At 70.2% G+C, this 14,117-nt stretch carries 15 protein-coding genes; 11 read left to right on the forward strand and 4 right to left on the reverse strand.

Annotated elements, in window-relative coordinates:
* Positions 1–6 precede the first annotated feature (6 nt).
* The 3 genes from ACI6GS_RS17510 to ACI6GS_RS17520 are packed head-to-tail and all read left to right on the forward strand — an operon-like array spanning position 7 to position 3,092.
* Complete coding sequence (locus tag ACI6GS_RS17510) at positions 7–864, forward strand: fumarylacetoacetate hydrolase family protein (protein ID WP_439814745.1); 858 nt, start codon at positions 7–9, stop codon at positions 862–864.
* A gap of 1 nt (position 865) precedes the next feature.
* A complete protein-coding gene (gene mhpA / locus ACI6GS_RS17515; protein ID WP_439814746.1) occupies positions 866–2,368 on the forward strand; it encodes a bifunctional 3-(3-hydroxy-phenyl)propionate/3-hydroxycinnamic acid hydroxylase MhpA in 1,503 nt (500 codons plus the stop codon).
* Positions 2,369–2,420: 52 nt separating this feature from the next.
* Entirely contained in the window at positions 2,421–3,092 is a 672-nt protein-coding gene (locus tag ACI6GS_RS17520) for a TetR/AcrR family transcriptional regulator (RefSeq protein WP_439814747.1), read from the forward strand.
* Here ACI6GS_RS17520 and ACI6GS_RS17525 read toward each other — a convergent pair.
* Positions 3,089–3,616 (reverse strand): hypothetical protein, encoded by a 528-nt coding sequence (locus ACI6GS_RS17525; protein WP_439814748.1) that lies wholly within the window; start codon positions 3,614–3,616, stop codon positions 3,089–3,091. The two genes, ACI6GS_RS17520 and ACI6GS_RS17525, sit on opposite strands and share 4 nt — an antisense overlap.
* A 163-nt stretch (positions 3,617–3,779) precedes the next feature.
* On the opposite strand from ACI6GS_RS17525, the gene ACI6GS_RS17530 reads away from it, so the two are divergent.
* Both ACI6GS_RS17530 and ACI6GS_RS17535 read left to right on the forward strand, forming a co-directional pair.
* The gene (locus ACI6GS_RS17530) at positions 3,780–4,493 is read left to right on the forward strand and encodes a response regulator (RefSeq protein WP_439814749.1); all 714 of its coding nucleotides are present in this window, start codon (positions 3,780–3,782) and stop codon (positions 4,491–4,493) included.
* A complete protein-coding gene (locus ACI6GS_RS17535; protein ID WP_439814750.1) occupies positions 4,490–5,986 on the forward strand; it encodes an ATP-binding protein in 1,497 nt (498 codons plus the stop codon). Before ACI6GS_RS17530 ends, ACI6GS_RS17535 begins: the two co-directional genes overlap by 4 nt.
* Here ACI6GS_RS17535 and ACI6GS_RS17540 read toward each other — a convergent pair.
* Together ACI6GS_RS17540 and ACI6GS_RS17545 are read right to left on the reverse strand one after the other, a co-directional pair.
* The gene (locus tag ACI6GS_RS17540; protein ID WP_439814751.1) at positions 5,935–7,305 is read right to left on the reverse strand and encodes a PleD family two-component system response regulator; all 1,371 of its coding nucleotides are present in this window, start codon (positions 7,303–7,305) and stop codon (positions 5,935–5,937) included. The genes ACI6GS_RS17535 and ACI6GS_RS17540 overlap by 52 nt on opposite strands.
* A 9-nt stretch (positions 7,306–7,314) precedes the next feature.
* The gene (locus ACI6GS_RS17545) at positions 7,315–7,680 is read right to left on the reverse strand and encodes a response regulator (protein WP_439814752.1); all 366 of its coding nucleotides are present in this window, start codon (positions 7,678–7,680) and stop codon (positions 7,315–7,317) included.
* 132 nt (positions 7,681–7,812) lie between these two features.
* On the opposite strand from ACI6GS_RS17545, the gene ACI6GS_RS17550 reads away from it, so the two are divergent.
* From ACI6GS_RS17550 to ACI6GS_RS17565, 4 genes are read left to right on the forward strand one after another with little or no spacing between them, the layout of a single operon-like run.
* Positions 7,813–8,094, forward strand: a complete 282-nt coding sequence (locus ACI6GS_RS17550) for a DUF3572 domain-containing protein (protein ID WP_439814753.1) — start codon at positions 7,813–7,815, stop codon at positions 8,092–8,094.
* Entirely contained in the window at positions 8,091–8,759 is a 669-nt protein-coding gene (locus ACI6GS_RS17555) for a hypothetical protein (RefSeq protein ID WP_439814754.1), read from the forward strand. The genes ACI6GS_RS17550 and ACI6GS_RS17555 overlap by 4 nt, the downstream gene beginning before the upstream one ends.
* A gap of 28 nt (positions 8,760–8,787) precedes the next feature.
* Positions 8,788–9,720 carry an ROK family protein gene (locus ACI6GS_RS17560; RefSeq protein WP_439814755.1) on the forward strand — a complete coding sequence of 311 codons (933 nt, stop codon included), beginning with the start codon at positions 8,788–8,790 and terminating at the stop codon, positions 9,718–9,720.
* Between the two features lie 50 nt (positions 9,721–9,770).
* Positions 9,771–11,189: a DNA polymerase IV gene (locus ACI6GS_RS17565; RefSeq protein ID WP_439814756.1), complete on the forward strand. Its 1,419-nt coding sequence runs from the start codon at positions 9,771–9,773 to the stop codon at positions 11,187–11,189.
* Here ACI6GS_RS17565 and ACI6GS_RS17570 read toward each other — a convergent pair.
* The gene (locus tag ACI6GS_RS17570) at positions 11,134–11,886 is read right to left on the reverse strand and encodes a cell envelope integrity EipB family protein (protein ID WP_439814757.1); all 753 of its coding nucleotides are present in this window, start codon (positions 11,884–11,886) and stop codon (positions 11,134–11,136) included. The two genes, ACI6GS_RS17565 and ACI6GS_RS17570, sit on opposite strands and share 56 nt — an antisense overlap.
* A gap of 311 nt (positions 11,887–12,197) precedes the next feature.
* Here ACI6GS_RS17570 and ACI6GS_RS17575 point away from each other — a divergent pair, with 311 nt between their 5' ends.
* On the forward strand, positions 12,198–13,217 hold the full coding sequence (locus ACI6GS_RS17575; protein WP_439814758.1) for a 2-hydroxyacid dehydrogenase: 1,020 nt from the start codon (positions 12,198–12,200) through the stop codon (positions 13,215–13,217).
* Positions 13,218–13,389: 172 nt separating this feature from the next.
* Positions 13,390–14,103, forward strand: a complete 714-nt coding sequence (locus ACI6GS_RS17580; RefSeq protein ID WP_439814759.1) for a GGDEF domain-containing protein — start codon at positions 13,390–13,392, stop codon at positions 14,101–14,103.
* Positions 14,104–14,117: the final 14 nt, after the last annotated feature.

Below are 14,117 nucleotides of genomic sequence, written 5' to 3' on the forward strand. Positions count from 1 at the left end.
CCTGTCATGAAGCTCGTCACGTTCGAGGCGGGAACCACCCCGCAGATTGGCGCCGTCGTCGCCGACCGCGTCGTGCCCCTGAACAGCACCGCGCCCGGCCTGCCGACGGAGATGAAGGCCCTGATCGCCGCCTGGCCCCAGGTCGAGGGGGAGGTGCGCAGGATCGTCCAGGCCGGGGCGGGTGCCCTGCCGCTGGACCAGGTGCACCTGCTGGCACCGATCCGCAGGCCCGGCAAGATCATGGCGATCGGCCTCAACTATGCCGACCATATCGCCGAAAGCGGCCTGGGCACGCCGGAGCATCAGGTCTGGTTCTCCAAGGCCCCGACCAGCACCAACGGACCACACGACCCGATCCAGGTGCCCAGGGTGTCACAGGCGCTGGACTACGAGGCGGAACTGGTGGCGATCGTCGGCGCGGGCGGCCGCCATATCGGGCGCGGGGACGCGGCGGCGGCGCTGTTCGGCTATGCCTGCGGCAACGATGCGACCGAGCGCGCCTGGCAGCATCGTACGCCGCAATGGGTGCTGGGAAAGTCGTTCGACAGCCATGCCCCCTTCGGCCCCTGGATCACTACGGCGGACGAGGTGCCCGACCCGCACCGCCTGTCCATCCGCTGCCTGGTCAATGGCGAGGTGCGGCAGGACTCGAACACCCGCCATCTGGTCTTCGACATCTGGGACCAGGTTGCCCACCTGAGCCAGGCAATGACGCTGGAGCCGGGCGACCTGATCTTCACCGGCACGCCGGGCGGCATCGGCGCCGCGATGAAGCCCATGCGCTTCCTCAAGCACGGCGACCGGGTGCGGGTCGAGATCGACGGCCTGGGCGCCCTCGACAACCCTTGCGCCAACGAGGCGTGAGATGACGGCGCCCGCCTTCGACTGCGACGTGCTGGTGGTCGGCCTTGGCCCGGTGGGTGCGGCACTGGCCGCGCTGCTGGCACAGCAGGGCATCGCGACGATCGCGATCGAGCGCGAGACGGCGATCCACCCCCTGCCCCGGGCCGTGCATTTCGACCACGAGATCATGCGCCTGTTCCAGCAGCTGGGGATCGCGGAGCAGGTGCGCCGCCATGCCCGCGACCTGCCGCCCTATGAGTTCAGGTCCGCCGACGGCACGCTGCTGATGCGGCTGGAACCGGCCGCGCGAACGCCGTCGGGCTGGGGCTCCGGCTACATGTTCCATCAGCCCAGCCTGGAGGCGGCGCTGCGGGACCTGCTGGCGAGCCTGCCCGCGGCGACAACGCGCCTGGGCTGGCAGCTGGAGAGCCTGGCGCAGGATGCGGACGGCGTGACCGTCCATGTCGCGACCGCCGATGGCCGCAAGACCGTGCGTGCGCGCCACGTCGTCGGCTGCGACGGCGCCCGCAGCGCGGTGCGCGAGGCGATCGGCGGGGCGATGTTCGACTACGCCTTCGACGAGCCCTGGCTGGTGGTCGACGTGACCGTGCCGCCCGGGTGCCCGATGCCCCAGGTCAACCTCCAGGTCTGCGATCCGGCCAGACCCACGACCTGCGTGCTCAGCGGCCCCGGGCGTCACCGCTGGGAGTTCATGCTGCTGCCGGGGGAAGAGCCGGAGGCGATGGCGCGGGAGGAGATGATCCGCGCGCTCATCGCCCCCTGGAACTGCGGGCCCGTCGTGCTGGAGCGCCATGCCGTCTACCGCTTCCATGGCCTGGTCGCCAGCCGCTGGCGGGATGGCCGCGTTCTGATCGCGGGCGACGCCGCGCACCAGACGCCGCCCTTTGCCGGACAGGGCCTGTGCGCCGGCCTGCGCGATGCCGTGAATCTGGCCTGGAAGCTGGGCGCGGTGCTGTCGGGCCAGGCCACGGACGCCCTGCTGGACACCTATCAGGTCGAGCGCGAGCCGCACGTCCGCGCCATGATCGAACTGGCGATCGGCATGGGCCGCGTCGTCTGCACCCGCGACGCCCAGGCCGCGGCCCAGCGCGATGCCGCCATGCTGGCGCGCCTGGCCGCGGGGGAGCCTGCCCTGCCGCCGGTGCAGCCGCGGCCGCTGGCCAGCACCGCAATCCTGGCCGACAGTGCCGGGGCGGGCGAGCTGCTGCCCCAGCCGGTCGCCGGGCGGGGGCGCCATCCCTTGCGCCTGGACGATGCGCTGGGCGACGGCACCTGGCTGATCTGCCGCGAGCCCTGTGCCCTTGGCGCAGGTGACGCCACCGTGGTGGATCTTGGCTCCGACCTTGTGGCCCCATTCCGTGCGAGCCTTGGCGCATGGCTGGACGCACGCAACGCCGCGGCGGTGCTGGTCCGGCCGGACCGATACGTCTTCGGCAGCGGCCAGCCCACCACCCTGCTTGCCGCCTGGCATGCCGCCCTGCATCCCCTGCCCAGGGCGGCCTGACCAAGGTCCCCTCGGCATGCGACAATCACCGCATGAACCGGGAGCCGCGGACATGAGCGAGACGGCGCGGGCCAATCCACGGGCGGAGCGCACGCGCGCCGCCCTGATCGCCGCCGGCCGGCGCCTGTTCGGTGCGCGCGCGGCCGACGCCGTAACGGTCGACGAGATCGTGCAGGCGGCCGGCGTTGGCAAGGGCAGCTTCTACAACCACTTCGCCGATCGCGACGGCCTGCTGCGCGCCATCACGGCCGAGATCCGCGGTGCGGTCGAACAGGCGGTCGGCCAGGCCAATGCCGCCGTGGCCGACCCCGCCGCCCGCGTAGTGCGGGCGATGTGCACCTACCTGCGCTATGCCCTGGACGAGCCGGAGCGGGCGGCCGTCCTGGCCCGCATGCACGGCGGCCACACCTCGCTCCAGGCGCCGCTCAATCGCGGCCTGGTCGACGACATCGCCCAGGGCCTGGCCAGCGGCCGCTTCGCCGTCGCCACGTCGGAGGCAGGCGTCCTCTATGTCCTGGGCGTCACCCAGATCGCGCTGCTGCACGTGCTGGACGATCCCAACCCGCGTGGCACCGTCGCCCTGGCGCAGCAGATGTGCGGCCTGGTCCTGCGCGGCTTCGGCCTGCCACCGGCGGAGGCCGATCGCCTGGCCGCGCAGGCCAGCGACGAGGTCGTGCGCCAGGGTGCATTCACCGTCGCCCGCCCCCCCGACGGGCCCGGCTAGTCGGCCGCCCGCATCAGCCAGGTGTGCCGGTCAATGGCCAGGCGCCGGACCAGGCCGCTGCCCTCGGCCGTGACGATATCGGCAACCAGAGTGTCCTCGTTCTTCTCGGCGATGCTGCCCACTTTCAGGCCGGGATTGCCGCCGGCCAGGGCGTGCTCCAGACGGCGCCGCGCCTCGGCCGCGTCCAGGACCTGCGCGCCCGAGCGGGGCGCCAGAAGCAAGGCATCCAGGCCGGGCCCGGGCGGTGGCGGCGCGGCCATGAACGGCGGTGGGGGCAATGCGCCTGGGGGACCGGCCAGCGCCACGGGCGGCGGCCCCGCGGGGCGGAGCACGTCCGGCGGGGGTGGTGGCCCGTCGCCCGCCGCCAGCAGGGGGACGACCGGGCCCGGCAGCTCCGCCGGCGCCCCTGGGCCGAAGGCGACCTCCTGCCCCGCCGCGATGGCGACGCTGGCGCCGCCCAGGGCCAAGGCTGCCGCCAGCAGCGCGCGGCGAGCCCAGGGGATGGTGCGTGTAGTCTCTGGCATTGACCTGTTCCTTCGCTAGGATGGCTTCAGGCAAGCAGGCGTCGGCGACGGGGAGATGCCCCGCGCATGCCGGACGGAAACAAAGTGTGCAGCAGGCGCCGGCTGTCACACTTCGTCACAAGGCGCCGTATCGGGCGCCGGATGCGCGTGCTAGGCAATCCGGGTGAACGACGAACCCCATGTCCTTGTCGTCGACGACGACGCCGAAATCCGCGACCTGCTGTCCCGCTTCCTGAAGCGCAATGGCTACCGCGTCATGGCCGTGCGCGATGGCACGGCGATGGCCGAAGCGATCGCCTGCTGGAACTTCGACCTGGTCGTGCTCGACATCATGCTGCCGGGCGAGGATGGGCTCAGCCTGTGCCGCGCGATCCGTGGCCGGTCCAAGGTGCCGGTCATCATGCTCAGTGCCATGGGCGACGAGACCGACCGCATCGTGGGCCTGGAAGTCGGCGCCGACGACTACATCGCCAAGCCGTTCAACCCGCGCGAGCTGCTGGCCCGGATCCGCGCGGTCCTGCGACGCGGTGCCTGGTCGACGCCGGAGCCGGTGCAGGCGGACGGCACCATCCTGCATTTCGCCGGCTGCGCGCTGGACCTGGGCCGCCGCACCCTGACCAAGGCGGGCGGGGAGGTGGTGCACCTGACGGGGGGCGAGTTCGACCTCCTGCTGGCCCTGGCACAGCGGCCGCACCGCGTTCTCTCGCGCGAGCAGCTGCTGGACCTGGCCAAGGGGCGCGGCGCCCAGCCCTTTGACCGCTCGATCGACGCCCAGGTCAGCCGCCTGCGGCGCAAGATCGAAAGCGACCCCAACAATCCCATCCTGATCAAGACGGTCCGCGGCGGCGGCTACCTGTTCGCAGAAGCGGTGACATGATCCGCCTGCCCCGGCCACGCAGCCTGGCGGGGTGGACGGCGGTGGTGCTGGTCCTGGGCCTTCTCAGCAGCCAGGCGATCAGCCTGGCCATCTATGCCTTTGATCGGACCGCCCTGCTTGAACTCACCCATGGCGAGCGCATGGCCGACCGGGTCCTGCTGCTGGACCGGGTGCTGCGCGCCCTGCCCGAGGACGAGCGCGACTACCTGATCCCGCTGCTGGCGGAGCCGGGGCTGCTCGGCCCGCCGCCCATGCCGGGATTCGGGCCACGGGACGGGGCCGGGGGGCCCGGCGGCCTGGGCCTGGGTCCGCCACCGCCGCCACCGCCGGCCTTCGCCCTGCTGGACCGGCTGGGGCCGCCGCCCCAGCCACAGCCGCCGATGATCGTGACGGCGGACGACGGCACGCAGTTGCAGGTGAACCTGCCCCTGCTGCGCTCGGGCGGCCTGCTCGACCGTTCGCGACTGATGCCGCCCATGCCGGGCGGACCGCCCGCCTATCTCCGCATCCGGGCCGAACCGGTGCCCAGCCTCGGCTTCAATGCCTCCCGCTTTCTCATCGCGATGGGCTGCTCGGCCCTGCTGCTGATCGCGCTTGCGCTGTGGGTCAACCGGCGCCTGACCTCGCCCCTGAAGCTGCTGGAGACGGCGGCCGAACGCTTTTCAGCCGACCTGGATGGTGCCTCCGTCCCCGAGGACGGCCCGCGCGAGGTCGCCAAGGCGGCGGCCGCGTTCAACCGCATGCAGGGCCGCCTGCGCCGCATGATGCAGGATCGCACCCTGATGCTGGCGGCGATTTCCCACGACCTGCGCACACCGCTGACGCGGATGCGGCTGCGCGCCGAGTTCGTGGAGGATGACGAGATGCGCGCCCGCATGCTGCGCGACCTGGACGAGATGGACCAGATGATCTCGGCCAGCCTGTCCTATGCCCGCTCGGAATCGCAGGTCGACCCGGTGACCGACGTCGCCCTGCACGACCTGGTGACCGAGGTGGTGGAGGATGCGCTGGAGCAGAACTGGGCGGTAAGCGCGCCACCGGCCGGCACCATCCTGCCGGAAGTCTGGGTCCGTGCCCGTCGTCCCGGCCTGAAGCGCGCGCTGGTCAACCTGGTGCAGAACGCCCACCGCTATGGTGGCGGGGCCGAGATCATCCTCTATGCCGGGCCGGCCATGGGCTGCGTGGACGTGGCCGACCGGGGACCCGGCCTGCCCGAGGATGCGCTGGAGGCGGTCTTCACCCCCTTCCACCGGCAGGAATCCTCGCGCAATCGCGAAACCGGCGGCACCGGCCTGGGCCTGACCGTCGCCCGTTCCATCGCCCGCAATGTCGGCGGCGACGTGGTCCTGGCCAACCGGCCCGGCGGCGGCCTGGTCGCCACCTTGACCGTGCCGCTGGCCCCGGCGGAGGGCGAGGCCCCCAACCCGGGACCCGGCGCGGCTCAGTCGCCCGCCGGCTCCACCCGGTTGCGACCGCCGCGCTTCGCGGCATAGAGCGCGTCGTCGGCCCGCTTGAACATCGAATCCGCCGTATCGCCCGCGGGGTTCGAGGAGGCGACACCGATGCTGACGGTGATGTTCAGCGGACGGTCGACGCCCGCCTCGAACGGGGCCTCCGCGATCGCCTGGCGCAGGCGCTCGGCGATCTGCCGTGCCGCCGGCAGGTCGGTGTCCGGCATCACGACCACGAATTCCTCGCCGCCATAGCGCGAGGCCAAGTCGACTCCGCGCACATTGCGATTGATCCGCCCGGCAAACTCGACCAGCACGCGGTCGCCCACGGGATGGCCATAGCTGTCATTGACGAGCTTGAAGAAATCGATGTCCAGCACCAGCAAGGCCACCGGCTTGCCGCCCGACTGGGTGCGGTCCAGGAGCGTGTCCAGGTGGGAGAACGTGTAGCGGCGATTGTAGAGACCGGTCAGCGAATCTGTGACCGCCATCGCCATGGACAGGTGGTAGTTCTGCCGCAGGCGGTCGGCGTAGCGCTTGCGCTTGATCTGCGTCTTGGCCCGCGCCATCAACTCGTTGCGGTCGATCGGCCGGATCAGGTAGTCGTTGACGCCCAGGTCCAGCGCGCGCACCAGCCGCTTGCTGTCGCCATCCTCGACCAGGACCAGGATCGGTGTGTTCCGCGTGGCGTCGGACGAGCGCATCTGCGAACACAGGCGCAGGCCGTCATGCTCCTTCAGCGACAGGCTGACGACCACCAAGTCGTAGTCGCCGCCGCGCACCAGGACGGCCGCCTCCTCGCCGCTGCCCTCGATCTGGACGTCGTGGCCCTTGGCCAGCGTATCGGCCATGCGCGTACCGGCCAGCTGCCGGTCCTCGACGATCAGGATCCGCGCGCCCTCGGTGTCGGTGTCCTTGATCGGGGTGCCGCCGCCGATCACGCCGAGCGAGTTGGACGTCGCCTCGCGCATGCGCAGCTCGTCCGTCATCATCTTCAGCCGGACCAGGGAGCGCACGCGCGCGAACAGGGCGACGTCGTTGACCGGCTTGGTCAGGAAGTCGTCGGCGCCGGCCTCCAGCCCGTTGACGCGGTCGCTGGCCTGGTCGAGCGCGGTCACCATGACGACGGGGATGTGCGCGCTGTCCGGATCCGCCTTCATGCGGCGGCAGACCTCGAACCCGTCCATGCCGGGCATCATGACGTCGAGCAGGACGATGTCGGGCTGGGTTTCGCGGATGCGGACCAGGGCGTCCGGCCCGTTGGAGGCGGTGACGACGTCGAAATACTCGCTCGAGAGCTTGGCCTCGAGCAGCTTCACATTGGGCAGGACGTCATCGACGACCAGGACACGAGCCGACATCGAGCCGGGTCAGTCGAGGAAGCGTTTGACGGTCGCGATGAAGGACGCCACCGAGATGGGCTTGGCGATATAAGCCTCGCACCCGCCGTCGCGGATGCGCTCCTCGTCCCCCTTCATGGCAAAGGCGGTGATCGCCAGGACGGGGATCGAGCGCAGGTCGTCATCCTCCTTGATCCACTTGGTGACCTCCAGGCCCGACACCTCAGGCAGCTGGATGTCCATCAGGATCAGGTCCGGCCGGTGCTCGCGCGCCAGCTCCAACGCCTCCATCCCATCCTTGGTCTGCAGGGTCGCATAGCCGTGCGCTTCCAGCAGATCATGAAAGAGCTTCATGTTGAGAGGGTTGTCTTCCACGATCAGAACGGTCTTCGCCATTTGCCCCTCAGGCGTCCTCAATGATCGGCGCCAAACCCCGAGTTGTTATCTAACATCTCCGCCAGTGGGTTGCCATTGTGTTAACCAGACCCGGCAAAGCACGGAATGGCTTAAGGGAACGGCATGCGGAGAATGTCGAGAGAGCGGGCCGAGGAAGTGGCCCTGCGCCTGCTGGGCGCCATGGCGGACAATCCCGAGGACCTGGGTGCGTTCCTGTCGCTGGCGGGAATAGGCCCTGCGGAATTGCGGGAACGTGCCGGCGATGCCACATTCCTGGCCGGCCTGCTGGACCACGTCCTGTCCGACGAGGCCCTGCTGATCCGCCTTTGCACGGCCATTCAGATATCGTTCGACCTTCCGGGCCAGGCGCGTGCCGTCATGCCCGGCCATGACTGGGACCGAGGCAGCGCATGAATCCGATCCATCCCGACGTCCTGCCCCAGCTCGAGACGCTGGCCCTGACCACCGGCAGGCCGTTGATCATCAGCGACGCGGACGAAGTGCTGTTCCGCTTCGCCGAAGGGTTCGAGCAGTTCCTGGCCGCCAACGACTACGAGATCGATTTCTCGACCCCGCGCCTGGCCGGCAACATCCGCGACCTGAACACCAACCAGATCATTCAGGGCGAAGGCACCAAGCGCCTGCTGGATGCCTTCTTCCGCGAGCGCACGGCCCACCTCGATCCGGTCGATGGCGCAGCCGACGCGCTGTCGGGCCTGTCCGCCCGGGCCCAGGTCGTGGTCCTGTCGAACTGCCCCCTGGGCAGCCGCGACGACCGCATCGCCGCGCTGGAGCGGCACGGCATGCCCTATCCCGTCATCGCGAATGTGGGGACCAAGGGGCCGGCGGTCCGGCACATGGCCGACCGCGTGCAGGCGCCGGTCTTCTTCCTGGACGACATTCCCAGCAACCACCACTCGGTCAAGCTGCTGGCCGAGGAATCGATCCGCATGCATTTCGTGGCCGACCCGCGTCTGGCGCGGATGATCACGCCGTCGGAGGATGCGCATGTGCGCACCGACGACTGGCCCGCCGCGCGCGCCTATATCGAGGAACGCCTGACCGCCCTTGGTTATTGAGCACCCTGCACACAGACAGGGAGGCATCATGCGTTTCGGGATCGACCTGGGGGGGACCAAGATCGAGCTGCTGGCCCTGACGCCACAGGGTACGGAAGCCCTGCGCCGCCGCGTGGCCACGCCCGCCTGGGACTATCCGGCGATCATCCGCGCCATCGCGGAGCTGGTGGCCGGCGCGGAGGCGGAGCTGCGCGTTTGCGCCAGCGTGGGCGTCGCGACGCCCGGCGCCATCTCGCCCTTCAGTGGTCTGATCAAGAACGCCAACACGACCGCGCTCAACGGCAATCCCTTGCAGGAGGATCTCTCGACGGCGCTGGGACGGCCGGTGCGGGTCGCCAACGACGCCGACTGTTTCACCCTGTCGGAGGCGATCGACGGCGCGGCCACGGGCGGCGGCACCGTGTTCGGCGTGATCCTGGGCACCGGCTGCGGTGGCGGCATCGTGATCGACAACCGCCTGCTCAGCGGTCCCAATGCCATCTGCGGCGAGTGGGGCCACAATCCCCTGCCCTGGCCCGACCTCGGCGGGCCGCATCCCGAATACCCGGGTCCCCCCTCGTTCGACGGCCGCAACGGCACGATCGAGTCCTTCATTTCGGGCACCGGCCTGCACGACGACTACCTGCTGTGGACGGGCGAGGATGTGGCGACGCCCGACATCGCCGAGCGTGCCCTGGCCGGTGAAGCCGCGGCCCAGGCCGCGCTGGAGCGGCACGCCAGCCGCTTCGCCCGCGCGATCGCCACCGTCATCAATATCCTGGATCCACGCGTGATCGTGGTCGGCGGCGGTGTCTCGAACATCGAATCGATCTATGCGCGGGTGCCCGTCCTGTGGCGGGACTGGGTCTTCTCCGACCATGTCGCGACCCGCCTGGTCAAGGCGATGCATGGCGATTCGAGCGGCGTGCGCGGCGCCGCGTGGCTCTGGCCAGAGGGCGAGGGCACGGCCCTGCCCGACTGAGCGACTCGACGCCGGCGGCGCGGACAGCCCGGTTGCGCTAGACTGGGCGCATGGCCGCCAGCCTTTGCCGTGACTGCCTGGGACGGGCCTTGAGGCCCGATCGCCGGTGCGCGGCCTGCGGCTCGCCACGGACCCTCACCCACGACGAACTGGACGCCCTGGCGATCGCCCATGTCGACTGCGACGCCTTCTATGCCGCCGTTGAGAAGCGCGACGATCCGGCGCTCCGCGACCGTCCCCTGATCATCGGCGGTGGGCGGAGGGGCGTCGTCTCGACCGCGTGCTACATCGCCCGCCTGTCCGGCGTGCGCTCCGCCATGCCGATGTTCAAGGCCCTGAAACTGTGTCCTGAGGCGACCGTCCTTCGCCCCGACATGGCCAAGTACGTGCGCGAAAGCCGGCGCATCCAGGCCCTGATGCGCGACCTGACCCCCCAGGTGCAGCCGCTGTCGCTGGACGAGGCGTTCCTGGACCTGTCCGGCACCGAGCGCCTGCACGGCGCGCCGCCCGCAGTGATGCTGGCCAGGCTGGCGCGTGCCGTGGAGCGCGAGGTGGGGATCACCGTCTCGGTCGGGCTGAGCCACGCCAAGTTCCTGGCCAAGATCGCCAGCGAGCAGGACAAGCCGCGCGGCTTTGCCGTGATCGGCAGGGCGGAGACGCGCGACTTCCTGGCGCGGCAGCCGGTCGGGGCGATCTTCGGCGTGGGCCGCGTACTGGGGGCGAGGCTTGAAGCCGACGGCATCACCACGATCGGGCAGCTTCAGGCGCTGGGCGAATCGGACCTGACGGCGCGCTATGGCGCGATGGGCCAGCGCCTGGCCCGGCTGTCGCGCGGCGAGGATCCGCGCCGGGTCGAGGCGGACGAAAGTGCCAAGTCGATCTCGGCCGAAACCACGTTCGAAGTGGATTTGGCCGATCGCGATGCGCTGGAGCACATCCTGTGGCCGCTGTGCGAGAAGGTCTCGGCCCGCGCCAAGCGCGAGGACACGACCGGGCGCACGGTGACGCTGAAGCTGAAGACGCGTGACTTCCGCATCCTGACGCGGCAGGTGCGGCTGTCAGCGCCGACGCAGCTGGCGCATGTCCTGTTCCAGGCGGTGCGCCCGCTGCTGCGGCGCCAGGTCCAGGAGCTGCGCCCCGGATCCGCTTTCCGCCTGATCGGGGTCGGCTTGTCGGGCCTGGAGGCGGGGCCCGGCATCGACCCCGCCGACCTGACGGAGGCGCGACCCGGCGCCCATGCGGCGGCGGAGCGCGCCATCGACCGGCTGCGCGCCAAGTTCGGAAGCGGCGCCGTCGGCCTGGGCCGGGGCTTGCGCCTGGATGGCCAGCCTCAAGCCGCGATGCCGCCCGAGATCCCCGACGAAGCCGACGTCGAGGGACCGGAGCCGGAGGCGCCCAGGGCCCCTGGGCGGGCTAGCAGCCCGGTTCCGGCAGGGTCTGCAGTTCGTTCAGGACGCCGTTCACGCTGAAGTCGCCATAGTTCAGCACCAGGTTGGTCGAGATGCCGTTCTGGAACATGCGGAAGCCGATCTCGTATTCCGGCACGCCATCGGTCGTCACCAGCGGGAAATAGGCCAGCTGCATCGGCCAGGACGGCTGGCCCTTCAGCATCTCTACTCCCTTGCCCTGGGGCAGGGTCACATCGGCCGCGATCGGCTTGCCCAAAGCCGCCACCGCCTCGTACGAGACGTCGGGGCCGGAGCCGTCGAAGACCCGCTTGGACAGCAGGTGCTTGCCCGCCTGCGCCGCCTCGATCAGGGCGAGCGTGTGCTGGGTCGGGAACAGCGTGCCCTTGCCCAGTTCAAGCTGACCGTTGCTGGGCTGCGTGTAGCTGACCAGGCCGGAGCCGTCGTCCTTCAGCACGGCGGAGCCCTTGTAGTCCTCGGTCACCTGGTCGTTGGTCGTCTGCCGCGCGGCAAAGCGGAAGGACTTGCCGTCCTTCGACTCCCAGGTGGTGATGCGAAAATCCGTGACGGTCGGATCCCCGTCGCTGCTGTAGATGCGGGTCTGGATCCGCTGCGTCAGCGTATAGCCGTCGCACGCATCGGCCCATTCCATCACCATGCGGCCGTCCAGCGCCTCGACGCCGGACGACATCTTGGCATCGCCCAGCTTCAGGTCATAGACCGCCCGGTGCGGGACAAGGATCGACGCCGACAGCCGCACCGGATCGGATCCGGCAGGAGGCTGCGCCCCCTGCGCGGTGGCGGCACGGCCACCAACGGCCTGGGCCGCGGCGTCCTGGACCAGGGCAACGTGGCCCCCCAGACACATCAGCGCGACGCACGCTACACTACGCACCCAGTACCCAAACAATACGCGTTGCATTCTGGTTCGTCCCGGAGAGTCCGCCCCCGGACCCTGTCCTGCCATTCTAGACACCACCCCCGTCCCGCGGGGCCGGCGAATGGGCGTGGCACCCAGCGACCAAAGGCTTTTCCCCCACTTGATACCGCAATGACACAGATGGAGGTGGCATGACGCCACAGAGGTCCGACGCATCAGGCGCGCTCTCCCGGTCAAGGCCCGGCATCCTGGCCACCCGTGCCCTGCCGCAACCGGTCACGGACCGGCTTGTCCGCGACTACAACGCCCGACTCAACGCAACCGACGGGCTTCTGGATCCCGAGGCGCTGGTCGAACACGCCGCCGGCGCCGAAGGCCTGATCGTGGCGCTGACCGACCGCATCGACGCGGCGCTGATCGCCCGGTTGCCCGACAGCGTCCGCGTGATCGCCACCTATTCGGTCGGCTTCGAGCATATCGACCTGAACGCCGCCGCCGGGCGCGGCTTGGTCGTGACCAACACGCCCGATGTCCTGACCGACGCCACGGCCGACCTCACGCTGCTGCTGATCCTCGGCGCGGCGCGCCGCGCGGCGGAGGGCCAGGCGATGATCCGCGAGGATCGCTGGGGGCCCTGGTCGACCACGGGCCCGGTCCTGGGCGTCGACCTGCGGGGCCGCCGGCTGGGCATCGCCGGCATGGGGCGGATCGGCCGCGCCGTGGCCGCCCGCGCCCGGGCCTTTGGCCTCGCCATCCACTACTGGAACCGCAGCCGCCTGCCCCCTGCGCTGGAGGAAGGCGCCATCCACCATGCCACGCTTGAGGACCTGCTGGCGGTGTCCGACGTGCTGGCTTTGACGTGCGCCTCGACGGCCGAGACGCGCGGGATGCTCAACGCCGGGGCCCTGGCCCGCCTGCCCCGCGGCGCCATCGTCGTCAATTCCGCCCGCGGCGACCTGGTGCGCGACGACGACCTTGTCGCTGCCGTCGACAGCGGCCAGGTCGGCGCGATCGGCCTGGACGTCTATGCCGGCGAGCCCCGAATCCATCCGGCCTATCGCCGCCTGCAACGCGCCTTCCTGCTGCCCCACATGGGCAGTGCGACGTGGGAGACGCGGGTGGCGATGGGCATGCGCTGCCTGGACAACTTGGACGCCTTCTTCGCCCATGGCGCAGCGCCCGACGACCTGATCCGCGGCCTGCGGGCCTGAAACCGGGCGGCAGTTTGGACCCTGCGACCGGGTCAATTCTGCCGCAACGCCGGGCAGTTCTTGCCCCGGTTCAATTTTTTGCGTGAAGAATGCCCCATAAGCTATTGATTTTCGGAATGGCACGCGCTTTGCTGAAGCCATGCTCGCAGGGGACAATTCCGGGGATCAGCCAATGAGCAGCATCGCAGCACATCAGCCGTCATTCCTCGACCTGGGCCAGAGTGCCCTGACCGAGGCGGCGCGGCGCCTGATGGCCGCGTTCGGCAGTCCGCCGGAACAGGCGAACGCCACCCCGACCGACATGGCCAACCCCGTGATGGAGGAACTGCTGGCCTTTGCCGCCATGGCACAGCAGCAGATCGCCGACCAGCAGGCACGGATCACCTACCTGGAAGGTCTTGCGACGACGGATGAACTGACGGGCCTGACCAATCGGCGCGGCCTGGATGAATTCCTGCGCCAGACGTTGAGCCGGGCCAGGCGCCATCGCGAGGAAGGCGTGGTCGCCAGCTTCGACCTGGACGGGTTCAAGGAGATCAACGACTGCTATGGCCACGCGGCGGGCGACGCGGCCCTGCGCCACGTGGCCCGGGTCCTGAACGGGTGCGTGCGCGAGACGGACTGCGTGGCCCGGCCCGGCGGGGACGAGTTCGTGGTCGTCCTGGTTCGCACGGCACTTGAAGACGGCCGCCGCCAGATCGCCCGCCTGCAGGCAGCTCTCAGCGAGCAGCCGACGATCATCGCCGGCCGCCGCTTCACGCTGAAGGCTTCGGCCGGCGTGGCCTCCTATGGTCCCCGCTCCACCGTGACGGAGGTCCTGGCCGCTGCCGACACGGTCATGTACAGCGCCAAGCGCAGCCGCGCCTATGCCAGCCTGATGCGCTGACCCTGGGGCGGCCG

Origin of the sequence: Zavarzinia sp. CC-PAN008 (assembly GCF_051903925.1) — a bacterium.
Taxonomy (GTDB): domain Bacteria; phylum Pseudomonadota; class Alphaproteobacteria; order Zavarziniales; family Zavarziniaceae.

Coding starts and splice junctions, on each gene's coding strand:
- ACI6GS_RS17535 (WP_439814750.1), top strand. CDS start 4,490: ATGATCCGCCTGCCCCGGCCACGCAGCCTGGCGGGGTGGACGGCGGTG.
- ACI6GS_RS17510 (WP_439814745.1), top strand. CDS start 7: ATGAAGCTCGTCACGTTCGAGGCGGGAACCACCCCGCAGATTGGCGCC.
- ACI6GS_RS17575 (WP_439814758.1), top strand. CDS start 12,198: ATGACGCCACAGAGGTCCGACGCATCAGGCGCGCTCTCCCGGTCAAGG.
- ACI6GS_RS17560 (WP_439814755.1), top strand. CDS start 8,788: ATGCGTTTCGGGATCGACCTGGGGGGGACCAAGATCGAGCTGCTGGCC.
- ACI6GS_RS17525 (WP_439814748.1), bottom strand. CDS start 3,616: ATGCCAGAGACTACACGCACCATCCCCTGGGCTCGCCGCGCGCTGCTG.
- ACI6GS_RS17580 (WP_439814759.1), top strand. CDS start 13,390: ATGAGCAGCATCGCAGCACATCAGCCGTCATTCCTCGACCTGGGCCAG.
- ACI6GS_RS17555 (WP_439814754.1), top strand. CDS start 8,091: ATGAATCCGATCCATCCCGACGTCCTGCCCCAGCTCGAGACGCTGGCC.
- mhpA (WP_439814746.1), top strand. CDS start 866: ATGACGGCGCCCGCCTTCGACTGCGACGTGCTGGTGGTCGGCCTTGGC.
- ACI6GS_RS17565 (WP_439814756.1), top strand. CDS start 9,771: ATGGCCGCCAGCCTTTGCCGTGACTGCCTGGGACGGGCCTTGAGGCCC.
- ACI6GS_RS17550 (WP_439814753.1), top strand. CDS start 7,813: ATGTCGAGAGAGCGGGCCGAGGAAGTGGCCCTGCGCCTGCTGGGCGCC.
- ACI6GS_RS17545 (WP_439814752.1), bottom strand. CDS start 7,680: ATGGCGAAGACCGTTCTGATCGTGGAAGACAACCCTCTCAACATGAAG.
- ACI6GS_RS17520 (WP_439814747.1), top strand. CDS start 2,421: ATGAGCGAGACGGCGCGGGCCAATCCACGGGCGGAGCGCACGCGCGCC.
- ACI6GS_RS17540 (WP_439814751.1), bottom strand. CDS start 7,305: ATGTCGGCTCGTGTCCTGGTCGTCGATGACGTCCTGCCCAATGTGAAG.